The 18,549-nt window shown below is 69.8% G+C and carries 7 protein-coding genes; 3 read left to right on the forward strand and 4 right to left on the reverse strand.

The window, feature by feature from the left end; translation table 11 throughout:
* Positions 1-6: 6 nt before the first annotated feature.
* Both NA12_RS20430 and NA12_RS20435 read left to right on the forward strand, forming a co-directional pair.
* Entirely contained in the window at positions 7-858 is an 852-nt protein-coding gene (locus NA12_RS20430) for an SDR family oxidoreductase (protein WP_084472946.1), read from the forward strand.
* 104 nt (positions 859-962) lie between these two features.
* The gene (locus tag NA12_RS20435; RefSeq protein WP_067453480.1) at positions 963-1,973 is read left to right on the forward strand and encodes a hypothetical protein; all 1,011 of its coding nucleotides are present in this window, start codon (positions 963-965) and stop codon (positions 1,971-1,973) included.
* 67 nt (positions 1,974-2,040) lie between these two features.
* Here NA12_RS20435 and NA12_RS20440 read toward each other — a convergent pair whose 3' ends face one another.
* Positions 2,041-2,367 carry a hypothetical protein gene (locus tag NA12_RS20440; RefSeq protein WP_067453483.1) on the reverse strand — a complete coding sequence of 109 codons (327 nt, stop codon included), beginning with the start codon at positions 2,365-2,367 and terminating at the stop codon, positions 2,041-2,043.
* A 205-nt stretch (positions 2,368-2,572) separates the two neighbouring features.
* Between NA12_RS20440 and NA12_RS20445 the strand changes: the two genes are divergently transcribed.
* The gene (locus NA12_RS20445; RefSeq protein WP_067453486.1) at positions 2,573-2,908 is read left to right on the forward strand and encodes an RNA polymerase-binding protein RbpA; all 336 of its coding nucleotides are present in this window, start codon (positions 2,573-2,575) and stop codon (positions 2,906-2,908) included.
* A gap of 78 nt (positions 2,909-2,986) precedes the next feature.
* Here the strand turns inward: NA12_RS20445 and NA12_RS20450 are convergent, their stop codons facing one another.
* The 3 genes from NA12_RS20450 to NA12_RS20460 all read right to left on the reverse strand — a co-directional run bounded on the left by NA12_RS20450 (position 2,987) and on the right by NA12_RS20460 (position 18,527).
* Positions 2,987-3,787, reverse strand: coding sequence for an ABC transporter permease (locus NA12_RS20450; protein ID WP_067453853.1), 801 nt, complete (start codon positions 3,785-3,787; stop codon positions 2,987-2,989).
* An 86-nt stretch (positions 3,788-3,873) separates the two neighbouring features.
* Positions 3,874-4,863: an ATP-binding cassette domain-containing protein gene (locus NA12_RS20455; RefSeq protein ID WP_067453489.1), complete on the reverse strand. Its 990-nt coding sequence runs from the start codon at positions 4,861-4,863 to the stop codon at positions 3,874-3,876.
* Positions 4,860-18,527: a non-ribosomal peptide synthetase gene (locus NA12_RS20460; RefSeq protein ID WP_165914834.1), complete on the reverse strand. Its 13,668-nt coding sequence runs from the start codon at positions 18,525-18,527 to the stop codon at positions 4,860-4,862. Before NA12_RS20460 ends, NA12_RS20455 begins: the two co-directional genes overlap by 4 nt.
* Positions 18,528-18,549: the final 22 nt, after the last annotated feature.

Consider the following 18,549-nt stretch of genomic DNA (forward strand, 5'->3'; position numbering starts at 1 on the left):
GTCCCCGTGTTCGCCGAGTTCGCACAATCGGTATTGCTCAACCCACCCGCGCTCCCCCGCGTACTCGCCCGATTGGTCCACAGGGAGCAACAGGCGATCGCGGGCAAGACTGTGGTGCTGACCGGCGCCTCGTCGGGCGTCGGGAAAGCCGCGGCGATGGCGCTCGGCAGGCAGGGAGCCCGGGTGGTGCTCGTCGCCAGGAACGCCGAACCACTGGCCGAGGTGCGCGACGCGGTCCGCGCCGAAGGCGGCGACGCCGAGATGATCCCCTGCGACCTCGCCGACGCCGAGCAGACCGACACGCTGGTCAAGACACTGCTCGCACAGTTCGGCACCGTCGACGTACTGGTGAACAACGCGGGCCGTTCGATCCGTCGCGGCGCCGTCGACGCCACCGACCGGTTCCACGACTACGAACGCACCATGGCACTGAACTACTTCGGGGCGACCCGGCTCACGATGGGCCTGCTGCCGTCGATGCTCGACGCGGGCACCGGGCACGTCGTCAACGTCGCGACCTGGGGTGTGGCGGCCGGGTCGATGCCGCTGTTCACCGCCTACCACGCCTCGAAGGCGGCGCTCGGCGCGTTCGGCCGCAGTCTCGGCGCGGAGACCCGGCGCCACGGCGTCCATGTCACCACGATCGGCTATCCCCTGGTGCGCACCGAGATGATCGCGCCCACCGGCAAGTACGCCGACGCGGCGGCACTGTCGGCCGAGGAAGCCGCCGACTGGATCACCACCGCGATCCGGACCCGCCCGGTCGAGCTGTACCCGACCTACACCCGTGTCCTGCAGGCACTCGCGCTCGTCTCACCGCGCGCGGTCGACACCGCGATCTGGCGGATGGGCATCTGAGACGACCCCTAGAACCGGAGTAGGCCGACCCGTACCCCGGTATCGGAGTCGAACCGTTCCGCAGCGGGACGTGATGTGGCGCACCGGATTTCTACCTTCGGTACATGGCGACGATCGACCTCACCCGCACTCTGTCCCGCATCACGTCCCCTACCGCGCGCGACGGCACCGACCGCGCACCCTGGCACGGCCCACTGCTGGTGAACTCCACGCTCATGGCCGCACTGGTGCTGGTGTCGATCGTCGGCATGGTGGTCGACGATCGACTGCTCCTCGGCGAATCGGTCTGGCTCAAACCGGCCAAGTTCGGCCTCGCCTTCGCCCTCTACGGCGTGACGCTGGCCTGGATGCTGCGGCTGCCGCATCGCGGACGGCGAGCCACCTGGTGGCTGGGCACCGTCTTCGCGATCACCGGGGTCGCCGATGTGGGATTCATCGCGGTGCAGGCGGCCCGCGGGACGTTCAGCCATTTCAACGGCTCGGCCGATCCGGTCAACGTGATCGGGCAGCAGGTGTTCGCCTCCGGTGTGCCGGGCCTGTTCCTCGCCAATCTCGTACTGGCGGTGATCATCTCGTGGCAGAAACTGGCCGACCGGCCGACCAGGGTCGCATTGAAGGCCGGGCTGTGGCTGGCGGTGACCGGGATGGCGCTCGGGTATCTGATGGCGTTCACCGGACCGCAGCTCGTCCGCAATGCCGACGGCACCGTCGTGGGATTGCTGGCGGGTCATACGGTGCGGCCCGGCGATACAGCACGTGACGCTGCGGCGGGCATGCCGATCACCCACTGGAGCACCATCGGCGGCGACCTGCGCGTCCCGCATTTCGTCGGGTTGCACGGCATCCAGGTGCTGCTGCTGCTCACCGTCGCACTGGTGGCCCTCGCGCCTCGTTACCGCTGGTTGCGCACCGAAACGACCCGTGCGGCGTTGCTCGTGGTCGCCACCCTCGGATACTTCGGCCTGCTCACGCTCGTGACCTGGCAGGCCCTGTCCGGACAACCCCTCACCAGCCCCGACCTCGCGACCACCGGTGCCGGCGCGGCCCTCGCGCTCTTGGTGGCCGGGGGCGTCACGACGGTGTACCTGCGTGCCAGGGAGGCAGTGTCGACCTAGCGTCGACCGCTATCGAAATCCCCTGCATCACACCGAATCACGGTGGGATACAGGGGATTTCGCGCGTTCAGCGAAGTCGTTCCGCTTCCCGCGCCAGCTGTAGCAATGTCGCGCTGAGCTCCGTCAATTCCGCCGGGGAGGCTCCCTCCCCCACCGCGGTGGCCACATCCTCGGCCGCACACCGCGCCGCGAACCACCGATCGGCGAGATCGGCGGCCTCCTGCGCGGTCAGCACCACCGCGTCCTCGGGAATCCCGGTTCCCTTGAGACTGCTGCGGTGCTCGTAGGCACGTTGGCGACACGACTGGCGGCAATAGCGGCGACGCCGACCCGACTCCGAATCCACGATCTCCCGCCCGCACCACAGGCAGGACAGCAGGCGACTGCGCGACATGATTCGAGACCCTATCGGCCCGTGAAACAATTCGCCGGTTCAGGTCTCGCTCAGCGGGCACCCCACCGATTGCGACCTCCGTCCGCGCCGGTTCGGGGGTCGCTCGGTTGCCGCGGCAGGGCGACTACAATGGAACAGTTCATACTTCCCGTGCGTTGAGGTAGTACGAGTTGCGGCACCAGCCGCCGAAATTACAGGAGCACACATGGCAGATCGCGTACTCCGGGGCAGCAGGCTCGGAGCGGTGAGCTACGAGACCGATCGCGACCACGACTTGGCCCCGCGCCGGATCGCCCGCTACCGCACCGACAACGGTGAGGAATTCGACGTCCCGTTCGCCGACGACGCGGAGATCCCGCCCACCTGGTTGTGCCGTAACGGTCAGGAGGGCCAGCTCATGGAGGGCACCTCCGTGGAGACCAAGAAGGTCAAGCCGCCGCGCACCCACTGGGACATGCTGCTCGAACGTCGCAGCAAGGAGGAGCTCGAGGAGCTGCTCAAGGAGCGCCTCGACCTCCTGAAGACCCGTCGCCGCGGATAGCACAGTGGCAACGCCGAAGGCCGCCTACCCGATCCGGGAAGGCGGCCTTCGGCGTTCTCGGCGCCAGCCGCCGATGATTCAGTGACTGGCTACTTTGCGGTACTGCAGTAGGGCCGCGGGCATCGCGATGGCGAGGATGACCAGCGAGCAGATGATCGCGTAGAGGATGCAGTTCTCCGCGGCCCACCCTGTCGCGGGGACGAAGGTCGGGGGCGAGTCGTTCTCGAAGAGCTTGCGGCCCGCGGCCGACACCGCCGTGATCGGATTCCATTCGGCGATCGCGCGCAGCGGACCCGGCAGCGTCTCGGCGGAGATGAACGCCGAGGAGATGAACGTCAGCGGGAACAGCCAGATCAAGCCCGCGCTCTGCGCGACCTCCACCGTCGGCGAGATCAACCCGGTCAGGGCTCCGACCCACGACATGGCGAACGCGAACAGCAAGATGATGGCGAAGGCGATCACGGCATCGCCGAAGCTGCCGTGGATGCGCCAGCCGACGATGTACCCGCAGATCGACATCACGCCCAGGCTCACGATGTTGACGACCAGGTCGGACAGCGTTCGTCCCATCAGAACCGCCAGCCGCGACATCGGCAACGTCCGCATCCGGTCGATGATGCCCTTCTGCAGGTCACCGGCCAGGCCGACGGTGGTGAACGCGGCATTGAACGCCACGGTCTGAGTGAAGATGCCGGCCAGCAGGAACTCCCGGTACTGGTCGCCGCCGAGCGAGGCACCGAAGATGTAGGCGAACAGGAACACGAACATCAGCGGCTGGATGGTGGCGGTGACCAGCAGCGTCGGCACCCGCAGGATGGTCAGCAGGTTGCGGTAGGCCACGATCGCGCTGTCGCGCACGAACCGGGCCTTCGGTTCCATCTCCTCGGTAGCGGGCGTGCGCTGGCTCGCCGGCTGGATGGGCAGATCACGGGTTTCGTACTCGTCCACCGTGATGTCGGGGGCGCTCACGACAGGACCTCCTCTTGCACGTCGTCGGTCTCGGGTTCGGGAATGGGCTCGGCCGGGGTGCCGGTGAGCGAAAGGAACACATCGTCGAGGGTGGGGCGCACGACGTTCGCGTCGAGGACGCAGACGCCGGCGTCGTCGAGGCGGCGCAGCGCTTCGACCATCGTGCGAGACCCGTCGCCGACCACCACCGACACCTCGTCGCTGCCGGGTTCGTGGATCGGTTCGCCGACTCCGACCTGGTGCAGAACCTGCACCGCGGGCCACGGGTTCTGCCCCGCGGCGAGGGTGACCGTGAGCCGGTCGCCGCCGATGGACGTCTTCAGTTCGTCGGCCGAACCACGGGCGATGACGGTGCCCTTGTCGATGACGGTGATCCGGTCGGCGAGGAGGTCGGCTTCCTCCAGGTACTGGGTGGTGAGCAGGACGGTGGTGCCGTCGTCGACGAGATCCCCGATCACCTGCCACATATCGAGGCGACCGCGCGGATCGAGGCCGGTGGTCGGTTCGTCGAGCACCACCACCGGCGGCCGGGCCACCAGCGCACCGGCCAGGTCGAGGCGACGTGCCATGCCGCCGGAATAGGTGCCCGCGCGCCGACCCGCCGCGTGGTCGAGTCCGAACGCGGTGAGCAGTTCCTCCACGCGGGCGACCGACTGCCTGCGTCCCATGCCGTACAGGCGCGCCACCATACGCAGGTTCTCGTAGCCGGTGAGGTTCGCGTCGACCGCCGCGTACTGGCCGGACAACCCGATCCTGGTGCGCGCGGTGGCGGGGTCGCCCAACACGTCGACACCGGCGACGCGCACCGAACCGGCGTCGGGTCGCAACAACGTGGTGACGATCCGCACGGTGGTGGTCTTGCCTGCGCCGTTGGGCCCCAGCAGGCCGAGGACCGTCCCCGCCGGGATCTCCAGGTCGATTTCCTTCAATACGCGCACCTTGCCGTAGCTCTTGGCCAGGCCGTGCACTTCTACCGCGAGACTCACGGACGCATCTCCTTCTGGCCGCTGCCGCACACGGTGATCTCCGGGACGGCATCGAGGTGGCGATGCAGCACAGGGCCGATCTCCGCCAACGATTCCGGTGTGGTCATCGCCGCGTGCCTGCAGGGCAGGTCGTGGTTATGGATGTTGCCGGTGACGAACGGTTGCCACGCGTCGGCACACCGGCTCGGATCGGCGGCGTTGATCTCGTCCGCCGCGGCGGTGAAGAACACGAGATCGCCGTCGAAGGTGCGCGGCCGGAACCGGTTGGCCATGACGGTGCCATCGGCGTAGCCGGTATAGAGGCGTTGCAGGTGGTCCATCGAGAGCGCGGCGAACGGGCCTGCCTCGGCCCGCAGCAGATTCGCCGCGTCGTGCAGATCGAGGTCGGCGGGCAACGCTGCGCCGTCGACCAGGTCGGCGCCGAACTCGCCGAGGATGTCGGCGACGCTGGGCATCGAGGTGTCGAGCCAGCGGTCGCCGAGCTGGTAGCTGTCCATCATCGCCAGCAGCGCGACGTCTTCGCCCATCTCCTGCAACTGCACGGCGATCTCCTGCGCGATCAGGCCGCCGAGCGACCAGCCGAGCAGGTGATAGGGGCCGTGCGGCTGGATCGACTTGATATGGGCGACATAGTGTCCGGCGGCTTCGGGAATCGAGGTGAAGCTGTCGTCTCCGGACACGTGCGGAGCCTGCAGGCCGTACACCGGACGCTGCGGGGCGAGATGAGCCAGCAATCCCGCGTAGCACCAGGCCAGGCCGATCGCCGGGTGCACACAGAACAGTGGGGTGTCGTGCGGGCTGGTGGACGGGCGGATCGCGAGCACCGGGCCGGTGGCCGCCTCGATCATCGCCTCCGGGTCGACATCGTCGAGCTTGCCGGCGATGGCCGACGGCGTGGCGTTGCCGAACATCATCTGCACGGGCATGTCGTAGCCCTGTTCACGCAGCGCCGCGACAACCGTGGTGGCCAGCAGGGAGTTGCCGCCGAGTTCGAAGAACCCGTCGTCCACGCCGACCCGGTCGACCCCGAGCACCTCGGCGAATACCGCGCACAGCGCTGTCTCGGCGGCGGTCACCGGTGCGCGATAACCACCGGACGCGGTGAACACCGGCTCGGGCAGCCGGGCACGATCGAGCTTGCCGACCGGACTCAGCGGCACCTCGTCGAGCAGAATGATCGCCTGCGGGACCATGTAGTTCGGCACGTGCCCGGCGACGTGCTCGAGCAGTTCGGGCACGCTCGGCGCGCTCCCGGTGCGCGCCTTCACATACGAGACCAGGGCGGTGGCCCCGGCCTGCGTGGTGTGGCCGATGGTGAGCGCGAGCTCGACATCGGCGTGCCGGGCGAACGCGACGTCGATCTCGCCGAGTTCGATCCGGAAACCGCGCACCTTCACCTGGTGGTCGGTGCGGCCGACGTACTCCACATCCAGCGCCGACCTCGCGCCGTCACGCCAGCGCACCAGGTCGCCCGTGCGGTACATCCGTTCGCCCGGCGCGCCGTAGGGGTCGGCCACGAACCGCTGCGCGGTGAGGCCGGGCCGGTTGAGATAACCGCGCGCCAACGCCGAACCCGCCAGCTGCAACTCGCCGGTCACACCGATCGGCGTCGGGTGCAGTCGCCGGTCCAGCACGCTGGCCGCGACGCCGCGAATCGGCCCACCGATGGTGATCGGCCCCTGCGGCGTCATCGGCTGCGGCATCAACGTGACGATGGTCGTCTCGGTGGGGCCGTACACGTTGTAGAAGTTGCGTCCCGGCGCCCAGCGGGCGAGCAGCTCCGGCGGGAGCGCCTCACCACCGACGAGGACGTGGGCCAGCGAGTTCACCCCCGTCGGGTCGACGGTGCCCAGCGCGGCGGTGGTGATGAACGCGTGGGTGATCCGTTCCCGGATGAACACCTGGCGCAGGTCCTCCCCGCCGACGACGCCGGGCGGGGAGATCACCAGCGTCGCCGCCCCACCGAGCGCGAACAGCAGGTCGAGCATGGCGGCGTCGAAGCTCGGGGTGGCGAAGTGCAGTACGCGGCTGCCGGGACGCACATCGAACCGGTCGGCGGTCTCGGCGGCGAAGTTCGACAGGCCGCCGTGGGTGACCACGACGCCCTTCGGTGTCCCGGTGGAACCCGACGTGTAGATCACGTACGCCGGGTTGTGCACGCGCAGCGGACGAATCCGTTCGGCGTCGGTGACCGGCGAGTCGTCGGCGCCGAGCACGGTGGCCCGGGTCTGCGGGTCGTCCAGGACCAGCCACCGGGTGTCGGTGGGCAGCTGATCACGATGCTCGAGCAGCGTCAAACCCAGCGCCGCGCCGGAATCGGCGAGCATGTGACCGATCCGCTGCGGCGGGTAGTTCGGGTCGACCGGCACGAACGCCGCGCCCGCCTTCGCGACGGCGAGCATGGTCGCCACCGATTCCACCGAGCGCGGAATACCAAGGGCCACCAGGGTTTCCGGTCCCACGCCCTGTCCGATCAGGACCCGCGCGAGCCGGTTGGTCCACCGGTCGAGCGCATCGTAGGTGACCACCGTGTCCCCGGCGCACAGCGCGACACCGTCGCGGGAACGGGCGACGGCGGCCTCGAAAACCGCGGGCAGCGTGACCGCCTGCTCGGCGCGGGCACCGTGCACCGGCGCCAGCGCGGTCCACTCGACCGCGTCGAGCAGGGCGAGATCGCCGACCGGGGTGTTCGGGTCGGCGGCCACACCGGTGAGCAACCGAACCAGTCGGTCGCCGAGCCTGCGCGCGGTGACCTCGTCGAACAGGTCCGCCGCGTAGTTCACCGACAGGCTGATGCCGTCGCCCACCCGGTCGGCGGTCTGGGTCTCGGTGAAGGTGAACTGCAGGTCGAACTTGGCGATACCGGCGTCGGCGTCGACGGCCTCGATCCGCAGCCCGGGCAGTTCCAGCATCCGCACCGGGGTATTGCGCACCGACAGCATCACCTGGAACAGCGGATGATGTGCCTGCGTGCGCGCCGGATTGACGACCTCGACGAGCCGTTCGAAGGGCAGATCGGCATGGGCGAACGCGTCGAGATCCCCGTCGCGGACGGAGCGCAGCAGGTCGACGAACGCGCGCTCGTCGGACACCTCGGTGCGCAGCACCAGGGTGTTGACGAACATGCCGATCAGCGCGTCGAGTGCCGGATGTCCACGGCCGGCGCTGGCGGTGCCGACAGCGATGTCGTCGCTACCGGTGACCCGGTGCAGCAGGACCGCCAGCGCCGCGTGCAGCACCATGAACATGCTGACGTTGTTGGCTGTGGCGATGCCACGCAGCGCCCGGTGGGTCGCGGCGTCCACCGCGCAGTCGACGGTGCCGCCCCGATACGAGGGCACCGGCGGGCGCGACCGATCGGCGGGCACGGTGAGCAGTTCGGGCAGGCCGCCGAGCACCCCGCGCCAGTGCTCGAGCTGCTTGCTGATCAGCGAGTCCGGATCGTCCTCGGTGCCGAGGAGTTCGCGCTGCCACAGGGTGTAGTCGGCGTACTGGACCGGCGGGATCTGTTCGCCGAACGGTTCACCTGTCCGGATCCCGCGGTAGGCGGCGGCCACCTCGGCGGCGAGTGGTTCCAGCGACCAGCCGTCCATCGCGATGTGGTGCACGACCAGTACGAGCACGTGCTCGGTCGAGCGCGCGACGGCGAACTTGGCCTTGACCGGTACCGCCTGCCCGGTGTGGTCGACGCTGATCAGCGCCGCCCGCATCGGCACCGAGGAGGAGAGATCGAAGCCCGGGGTGGCGAAGCGGGTCACCGCGTTGCCGACCTCGCCGACGGCGGCCGTCGCGTGGAACAGGGTGACAGCGGCGATCGCCGGATCGAGCACCAACTGCTCGGGCTCCCCCGCGGTTTCGGGGAACACCGTGCGCAGCGTCTCGTGCCGACGTTGCACCGTGTGCAAAGCGGCAATGAGCGCATCGAGGTCGACCGTGCCGTGCAGGCGCAGCACGACCGGGATGTTGTAGGCGCCCGACGACTGATCGGCACCGTCGGCGCCCGCGTTGAAGCGATTGAGGAACCACAGCCTGCGCTGGGCCGCCGACAGCGGAATCCGCTCCGGGCGCGGCTGTGGCACCAGGTCCGGGCGATACTCGTCGCCGGACGGTCCGGATTCGATGAGCGCGGCGAGTTCGGCGACCGTCGGCGCGGCGAACACGGTGCGCACCTCCAGACGCACATTGCTGGCCGCGGCCAGCCGGGCAACCAGCTGGGTGGCCAGCAGCGAATTGCCGCCGATGTCGAAGAAGCTGTCGGTGGCGCGGATCTCGCTCGCCCCGACGAGCTCGGCGAACACTCGCGCGACCGTCCGCTCGGCGTCGGTCTCCGGTGCCCGGCCCGCGGTGGCGGTGAATTCCGGTTCCGGCAACGCCGTGCGATCGAGCTTGCCGACCGGAGTGAGCGGAACCCGGTCGATCAGGTTCAGCGACGCCGGCACCATGTGCCCGGCCAGCCGGACCATCGCGTGCCGCTTCACCTGCGCCACCTCGGCCGGATCGACGCCCTCGTTCAGCTGGATCCACGCGACGATCCGATCGTCACCGGCGATCCGGCGGACCTCGGTGTGCGAGAAGCGGACCTCGGGATGACTGCCGAGGACGGCGCTGATCTCGCCGAGCTCGATCCGGAAACCGCGCACCTTCACCTGATGGTCGCTGCGACCCAGGTATTCGATCGCACCGTCGGCGGTCCAGCGCACCACGTCGCCGGTGCGGTACATCCGGCTGCCCACCGGGCCGAACGGCTCGGCGATGAAGCGTCCCGCGGTCAGGCCGTAGCGCTCGTGATAACCCTGGGCGATGCCGGCGCCGCCGAGGTAGAGCTCACCCGGTACCCCGGTGACAACCGGGCGCAGCCGCTCGTCGAGCACCAGTGCCCGTGACCCGCGAACGGGCGTGCCGATGGCGACCGGGACACCCGACCGCAGCTGCGACATCGCGGCGATGGCGGTGAACTCGGTGGGCCCGTAGGCGTTGACGAACCGACGGTCCGGCGCCCAGTTGGCCACCAGGTCCGGCGGCACCGCCTCGCCGCCGGCCATCAGACCGCGCAGCAGCGGCAGCGGGTGGCGGGTGACGTCGATCGAGGCCAGCACCGAGGGGGTGAGGAAGGTGTGGGTGATCCGCTCGCGTTCCAGCAGTGCCCCGAGTTCGTCACCGCCGTAGACGTCGATCGGGCCGATCACCATCTCGGCGCCCGAGTAGACAGCGAGGAGCATGTCGAGAACCGAGGCGTCGAAACTGGGCGTGGAGGAGAAGTACGTCCGGGAGAACCGGTCGACACCCACGCGTTCGGCCAGGTCGAGCGCGAGGCTGGTGAGACCGCTGTGGGTGACGGCGACGCCCTTGGGCAGGCCGGTGGACCCGGAGGTGTAGATCTGATAGGCCAGGTCGGCGGTCCGCACCGGACGGATCCGCTCGGCGTTGTCGATCCTGGCTCCGTCGTAGCCGGCCAACTCGGCGTTCAGTTCGTCGCCGTCGATCAGCAACCACGAGGTGTCGATCGGGCCCGCTGCCTCACGTAACGAGTCCGCGTCGGCGCGCGCGGTGATGACCGCGCGCGCACCGAAGTCGGTGAGCATGTGCCGCACCCGGTCGGCCGGATAGCGCGGGTCGACCGGGACGAACGCGGCACCGCTGGCGGCGACGCCGAAGATCGCGAGAACGCAGTCCAGTGACCGGGTCAGCCCGACGGCCACCCGGTCGCCGGCGCCGATGCCGCGCGCGATCAGCGCCCGGCCGAGCCGGTGCGCGCGATCAGCGAACTCGGCGTAGTCGAGCTCGCCCACGTCCCCGGCGGCGCTACCGCCGGCGAACCAGCGCAGCGCGGGCCGCCGCGCGAACTTCGTGGCGGTGCCGTCGAGAATGTCGGCGAGGATGACCGGTGTGACCGCAGCGGGCCCCAGCGCGGGGACGTGGTCACGACGCTCGGGCACGGTGAGCGGGTCCAGATCGCACACCAGTTGCCGTGGGTCGGCGCTCACCTGGGTGAGGATCAGCACGAACCGCTCGGCGAGGGTCTCGATGGTGGCGGCGTCGAACAGCTCGGTGGCGTAGACGAAGTCGAACCGCAGCCCGCTCGCCTCGGCGGGTGCGATCCGCAGTTCCAGATCGAACTTGGCCAGGGCGATGTCGAGCTCGTGCGCGCTCAGCCGCAGCCCCGGCAGTTCCAGCGCCGGTGTCCGGTTGTCCTGCATGCTCAGCGCGACCTGGAACAGCGGGTGCCGGTTGCTCGCCCGGCTGCTCTCCCTGCCCAACGCGTCGACCACCCGCTCGAACGGCACATCGGCGTGGGCGAGGGCGGCCAGTTCGGCGTCGCGATCGGCGTGCAGCAGGTCGGCGAAGCTGCGGCCGGGATCGACATCGGAACGCAGGACCAGGGTGTTGACGAACATACCGACGAGGTCGTCGAGTTGGATGTCGGTGCGCCCGGCGACCGGGGTGCCGATGGGGATGTCGCGTCCACCGGTGACACCGCGCAGCAGCACCGACAGGGCCGAGCGCATGACCATGAACAGGCTCACCCCGGCCGCGCTCGCCAGCTCGCCCAGTGCCTCCTGCAGCGGCACCGAGACCTGGCAGGTCACCGTGCCCGCCGCCCCGGTGGGTTCGGTGGGGCGTGGCCGGTCGAACGGCAGCGGCAGTTCGTCGGGCAGTTCGGACAGCGTCTCGCGCCAGAACGCCAGCTGGGTGGCGCTGATGCTGTCCGGATCGTCCTCGCTGCCGAGCACGGCGCGCTGCCACAGGCTGAAGTCCGCGTATTGCACGGGCAGCGGCGTGGATTCGGGGGCGGCGCCCCCGGTGCGGGCCACGTAGGCCAGCGCGAGATCACGGGTCAGCGGGCCGAGCGACCAGCCGTCGGCGGCGATGTGGTGAACGACGACGCCGAGCAGGTGCTCGTCGGATGCTGTGCGCAGCAACGACACCCGCAGCGGCGTCTGCCTGGTGAGGTCGAAGCCCTGGCGGGCCAGCGCGGTCAGCGTGGCGTTCGCCTGATCGGGGTCGGTGTCGACGGCGTGGATCCGCGGGGTCGTCCGGTCCAGCGGCAGGATCACCTGCTCGGCGCCGGAGAGGTCCTCGGGGAAGACGGTGCGCAGTACTTCGTGGCGCGCCACCAGGTCGGTGAGTGCGCCCCGCAACGCCTCGACATCCAGATCTCCGCCGATTCGCAAGACGAACGCGATGTTGTAGGCACTCGATTCGGGGGACAATCGGTTCAGGAACCACAGCCGTTGCTGCGGCAGCGACAGTGGTATGCGTCCCGGGCGCGGGGTGTGTACCGCCAGCGCCACCCGCTGCGTCCGGGGCGCTTCCGTGATCAGCCCGGCGATGCCGGCCACGGTCGGTGCCGCGAAGATCTGCCGCACCGGCAGGTCCACCTCGAACTCGGCGTGCAGCGCGGCGGCGAGCCGGGTGGCCAGCAACGAGTTGCCGCCGATGTCGAAGAAGCTGTCCTCCGCGCCGGGGATCGCGCGGCCGAGGATCTCGGTGAACACCGCGGCCACCCGCATCTCCAGGTGTGTGCGCGGTGCGCGCGACCCGCCGTTGACCACGAATTCCGGTGCGGGCAGCGCCTTTCGGTCGAGTTTGCCCGCCGGGGTGACCGGCATCGCGTCGAGCACCGCCAGCGCGGCGGGCACCATGTAACCGGGCAACCTGCCCCGGGCGGTGTCGAGCACAGCGGCCGGGTCGATCCGCCCTTCTGCGGTGACGTAGGACGCGAGCCGCTGCTGCCCCTGCTCGTCGACGTGGACGATGGTCAGCGCCGACCGCACGCCCGGGTGTTCGCGCAGCACATGGTCGATTTCGCGCAGTTCGATGCGGAAACCGCGGATCTTGATCTGGTCGTCGGCCCGGCCGAGGAAACGCAGCACGCCGGCCATGTCGACGACGACGAGATCGCCTGTGCGATACATTCTTTCGCCGATCCGCCCGTGCGGGTTGGCGACGAAGCGCTGCGCGGTCAGTGCCGACTTGCCGAAGTACCCACGGGCCAGTCCGGGCCCCGAGACGTAGAGCTCACCCGGCGTGCCCGGCGGCACCGGGTTCATCCGGCCGTCGAGCACGAACAGCCGCATGCCGCGCACGGGCGCCCCGAGCGGGACGGGCTCGCCCGGCACCATGGCCGCGCTCGCGGTGACCGCGACGGTGGCCTCGGACGGGCCGTACATGTTGTGCATCCGGTGCGCGGTGGCCCAGGCTGCGACGAGCTCGTCCGAGCACGCCTCGCCGCCCACGATCACCGTGTTGAGCACCGGGAACTCACCTGCGGGCACCGTGGCCAGCGCGGCGGGGGTGATGAACGCGTGGGTGATGCGTTCCGAGCGAAGGAAACCGGCCAGCTCCGCACCGCCGTACAGGTCGGCCGGGGCGACCACGATCGTGGCGCCCGCCGCGAACCCGAGCAGCAGTTCCAGCACCGAGGCGTCGAAGCTGGGCGAGGAGAAGTGCATGGTCCGCGCGTGCTCGGTCACCTTGAACAGCTGGGTCTGTTCGCTGGCCAGCGAGGCGATACCGGCATGGGTGACCACGACGGCCTTGGGGGTGCCGGTCGAGCCGGAGGTGTAGATGAGGTACGCGGGCTGACCGGCTCGCATCGGGTGCCTGCGGTCGGCGTCGGAGAGCGGTGCGGCCGAGCGGATCGCGCAGTCGGCCTCGAAATCGGCGGTCCCGAACACCATCCACTCCGGTCCGGACCGGTGCTTTCCGGAGTGGGCGGGCAGCGCGGCGAGATGTTCGGGCAGGGTGATCCCGAGCGTGGCGCCGGAGTCGCCGATCATGTGCGCGATGCGCTCGGCCGGGTAGGCGGGGTCGACCGGCACATACGCGGCGCCGGTCTTGGCGACGGCCCAGATGGCGATGATGGACTCGAGGCTGCGCGGCAGCGCGACGGCGACCACCGTTTCGGGTGCGGCGCCGTGCGCGATGAGGCCGCGTGCCAGCTGGTTCGAGCGCTCGTCGAGTTCGCGGTAGGTGGTGTCGAACCCGAGGTAGCGCACCGCCACCGAGTCGGGCAGGTGCTGGGCGGTGTCGCTGAGCAGGCGAGCCAGCGTCCCGGCCGGTTCGGCCGGAGCACCGGCCACGGGGACCAAGCGCGCGATCTCCCTGCGGTCGAGGACATCGAGATCGCCGATCGCCGTGGTGGGGGTCCGGACGGCGGCCGACAGCAGGGTGGTGAACCGCCGGGCGATGGCCTCCACCGTCGCACGATCGAAAACATCGGTGGCGAAACCGAATTCGGCGTGCAGCGGTCCGTCGTCGTGGCTGTCGCGAACCTCGAGCTGTAGATCGAACTTGGCGACGCCGATGTCGATCGGCACCAGTTCCGCGGTGACACCGGGCAATTCGACGCGCAGTTCCGGGGTGCGGTCGTAGGACAGCATCACCTGGAACAGCGGGTGCCTGCTGGTCGAACGATCGGGGTTGACCAGCTCCACCAGTCGTTCGAACGGCACGTCGGGGTTGGCGAAGGCATCGAGGTCGGTCTCGCGGACCAGGTCGAGCATGCGATCGAACCCGGCACCGAGGTCGACCTCGGTGCGCAACACCAGGGTGTTGACGAACATGCCGACCAGGTCGTCCAGCGCCGGATCCGAGCGACCCGCGATGGGCGTGCCGATGGTGACATCGGTGCTCGCGCACAGCCGAGCCAGCAGGGTGGCCAGCGCCGCGTGCAGCACCATGAACATGCTCACGCCGCGCGCGGTGGCGAGTTCGGCTGCCGCGCGCCGGGTTTCGGCATCGATGACGATCTCGACGGTCTCCCCGCCGGTGCCACGCTCGGCCGGCCGCGGCCGGTCCAGCGGCAGGTCGAGCTGATCGGGCAGTCCGGCCAGCGCCCCGCGCCAGTGCCCGAGCTGTCGTGCGATGGGCGCCTCCGGGTCGGTTTCCTCACCGAGCAGTTCTCGCTGCCACAGGGCGAAATCGGCGTACTGCACCGGCAGTGCCTGCCATCCGGGTGCGCCACCGCCCGCGCGCGCCGACACCGCGACCATGAGATCGCGGGCCAGCGGGGCGACCGACCAGCCGTCACCACTGATGTGGTGCAGCACCACGAGCAGCAGATGCTCCTCGGCGCCCACCCGGTAGAGCACGACCCGCAGCGGCGTCTCGGTTCGCAGATCGAAACCGCGCCCCGCCACCTGCGCGGCCAGCACAGGAATCTCGATGGCGGACGCCTCGATCGGCGTGAGTTCGGGTTCCACCCCGGCCGCCGGATGGATGAGCTGGTACGGACCCTCGGGGCCCTCGGGGAAACTGGTGCGCAGGCTCTCGTGGCGGACCAGCACGTCGCGCAGACCCGCGCGCAACGCGTCGAGGTCGAGCTGCCCGGTGAGCCGCAAGGCCAGAGGCATGTTGTAGGCGGCGGCGTGTTCGGCGAACCGGTTGAGAATCCACAACCGTTGCTGGGCCAGCGATAGCGGCACCCGTTCGGGCCTGCGTGCCGGCACCAGTTTCGGGGTGGAGGCCTCGGACTGGTGGGTGCTGATGTAGTCGGCAAGCGCGTCGATGGTCGGCGATTCGAACATTTCCCGGATCGTGAGGTGCGCGTCGAGGGCGGCGTTGATCCGGGCGACCGCGCGGGCGGCGACCAGGGAGTTGCCGCCGAGGTCGAAGAAGCTGTCCTCGATCCCGATCGTGACCCCGTCCAGGTCCAGTACCTCGGTGAAGATCTCCGCGAGCGCGCATTCCAGCTCGGTCTGCGGTTCGGCGGCGGCGGTGACCCGCACCACCTCCCTCGGTGCGGGCAGCGCTTTGCGATCGACCTTGCCGTTCGCACTGAGCGGCAGCTCGTCGAGCACCACCACCGCCGAGGGCACCATGTAGGACGGCAGGGCGCGGCGCAGCGCCGAGAGCAGGGCCGTGGGATCGGCGGCCGCCGCGCCCGGCGCGGCGACGACGTAGGCGACGAGTTCGTCGTCACCGAGGCGACCGGTGCGGGCCACGCAGACTGCGCGCGCGATGCCGTCCTGGGCGAGCAACGCGGATTCGATCTCGCCGAGTTCGATACGCAGACCGCGAATCTTGACCTGGAAGTCGGTGCGGCCCAGGTATTCCAGGACACCGCCCGCGACCTGCCAGCGCGCCAGGTCACCGGTGCGGTACATCCGCTGCCCCGGGGTGAAGGGGTTGGCGACGAATCGGTCGGCACTCAGGTCGGGACGACCCAGGTAGCCACGGGCCAGCTGGGTGCCCGCCAGGTACAGCTCGCCGACGACACCGGGCGGCACCGGGCGCAGCCGGGGGTCGAGCACATAGGTCTGGGTGTTCCACACCGGCGAGCCGATCGGCACCGTGGTGGCCTCGGCCGGGCAGGGCCAGTAGGTGACGTCGACCGCGGCCTCGGTGGGCCCGTAGAGGTTGTGCAGCTCCGGTCCGCCGTCGGGGCCGTGCAGCGCGGCGTGGAAGTCGGCGACCGTCGCGCCGGGCAGCGCCTCGCCACTGCAGAACACCCGGCGCAGGCCAGCCCCTCCGCGCACGCGCGGGTCGGTGACGAACAGCGACAGCATCGACGGCACGAAATGTGCTGTGGTGATGGCTTTCTCGGTGATGATCCGGGCGAGGTAGGCCGGGTCGCGATGGCCTTCGGGCGCCGCGACGACCAGCCGCGCACCGACCTGCAGCGGCCAGAAGAACTCCCACACCGACACGTCGAAGGTGGCCGGGGTCTTCTGCAGGACGGCGTCGGTGTGGTCGAGCGGGTATTCGGCCTGCATCCAGCGCAACCGGTTCACGATCGCGGCATGCGTGACGCCGACGCCCTTGGGTTTGCCGGTGGAGCCGGAGGTGAAGATGACATAGGCGAGGTGATCGGGGCGCAGCGGCGCGGTGCGGTCGGCGTCGGTGATCGGCGCGACGTCGTTGCCGCGCACGTCGAGCGTGTCCAGATCGACGCGGACGGTGCCCGCGGGCAGCCTGACCCCGTCGCGGTCCGCGGTGAGCACACACACCGGACGCGCCTGCGCCACCACGGCCTCGATGCGGTCGACCGGGTGCTCGGGATCCAGCGGCAGGTAGGCCGCGCCCGTCGCGAGTACCGCGTAGATTCCCACGACCAGATCGACACTGCGCTGCAGGCAGACACCGACAGTGGTCTCCGGGCCCGCGCCGCGGGCGATGAGATCGCGCGCCAGCTGGTTCACCCGGTCACCGAGTTCGGTGTATCCGAGTGTGCGGTCGGCGAATTCGAGACCGACGGCGTGCGGACTGCGGCCCACCTGATCCTCGAACAGCGAGACCAGCGTCGCGGCCCGCATGGGCACCTCGGTGGCGTTCCACTCGCGCAGCACGCTCTCGTTCTCCGCCGCGGTGATCGCGGTGATCGCGGAGGTGGGGGTGGTCGGCTCGGCGGCCAGGAAGCGCGCGAGGAAGTCGAGGTAGCGCGCGTGGTGGGCGGCGTTCTCGGACTCGCCGTACAGCTTCGGATTGGCCTCGAAGTCGAGTTGGATGCGGCCGCCGTCGCCGTTGTATATGTTGATCGAGAGGTCCTCCACGGGACCGGTGGCGAGAACGTTCACCTGACCGGCGATATCGTCGAATTTCACCTCGTCGTGGAACAGCATGATGTTGACCATCGGACCGAAGAAGCCGCGCGCGTCGCGGGAGTACCCGCAGTCTCGCCGGATGTCGTCGGAGCGGTAGCGCTGGTGGCGCAGGGCGCCGGTGATCTGCAGTGCCGTGCGCCGTACGACGTCGGCGACGGTGGTGTCGCCTTCGAACCGCAGGCGCAACGGCACCACGTTCGACACCACACCCGCCGAACGGCGCAGCACGACGGTGGTGCGCGCCGAAACCGGCAGGCTCAGTACGACATCCGGGCTGCCGGTGACCGAATGGACATAGGCGGCGAGTGCGGCGACGATCAGTGCGGAGTTGCTCGAATCGTGGGTGGCGATCGCGTCGGTGAGCAGCGTGTCGAGGTCGGTGTCGAGCACGGCGGTGGCGCGATGGCGGCCGGCGTCGTGGGTATCGCCCGCGGCGGCGACCGACGACAGCGTCATCGGTTCGCCCACGCCGGCGAGCTGTTCGATCCAGTACTCGCGGTCGGCGCGGAACCGGCTGGACTCGCGGTAGCGGGATTCGTCGGCGTAGAGCGCGACGAGCGCGGCGGCCCGGGAAACGGACGGCTCGCGCTGCTCGCCGACGGCCGTGTAGATCTCGGCGGCGCGCGACAGCGCGTTCATCGCGCCGTAGCCGTCGATGACGATGTGGTGCCCGCGCTGGTACCAGAACCATTCCCGGTCGCCGATCCGCAACACCACATTGATCGTGAGAGGTTCGTGCTCCATGTCGATCGGGGTGCTGGCGTGGGCGTTCATCCAGGCCAGCGCGGCGGCACGGGGGTCGGATTCGCCGCGCAGGTCGATCCGGGCCCAGCCGGGCCGCCACGTCGGATCCACGCGCTGGTGTGGCACGCCGTCGATCTCGAGTAGGCGGATGTGTCCCACCTGGGCTTCCGCGCCGTAGCGCTCGGTGGCGTACAGCAACCGGCCGACGTCGAGGTCACCGCGCAGTTCGACGTACTGAGCGATGGTGAGCGGAATGTCGGGCCGAATCCGTTGCGCGTACCACAGTGCTGTCTGACCGGGTGAGAGGGCGAACGGTTGGCCCGGGTCCCCGTCGGTGATGCTCGAGCTGACGTGGTCGGTGGCCAAAGAACTCATCAAGCACTCCGTTTCTGCCTTG

This window comes from Nocardia alba NBRC 108234 (assembly GCF_001612665.1).
GTDB classification, from domain to species: domain Bacteria; phylum Actinomycetota; class Actinomycetes; order Mycobacteriales; family Mycobacteriaceae; genus Nocardia; species Nocardia alba.

Coding starts and splice junctions, on each gene's coding strand:
- NA12_RS20435 (WP_067453480.1), top strand. CDS start 963: ATGGCGACGATCGACCTCACCCGCACTCTGTCCCGCATCACGTCCCCT.
- NA12_RS20445 (WP_067453486.1), top strand. CDS start 2,573: ATGGCAGATCGCGTACTCCGGGGCAGCAGGCTCGGAGCGGTGAGCTAC.
- NA12_RS20460 (WP_165914834.1), bottom strand. CDS start 18,527: ATGAGTTCTTTGGCCACCGACCACGTCAGCTCGAGCATCACCGACGGG.
- NA12_RS20450 (WP_067453853.1), bottom strand. CDS start 3,787: ATGGAACCGAAGGCCCGGTTCGTGCGCGACAGCGCGATCGTGGCCTAC.
- NA12_RS20440 (WP_067453483.1), bottom strand. CDS start 2,367: ATGTCGCGCAGTCGCCTGCTGTCCTGCCTGTGGTGCGGGCGGGAGATC.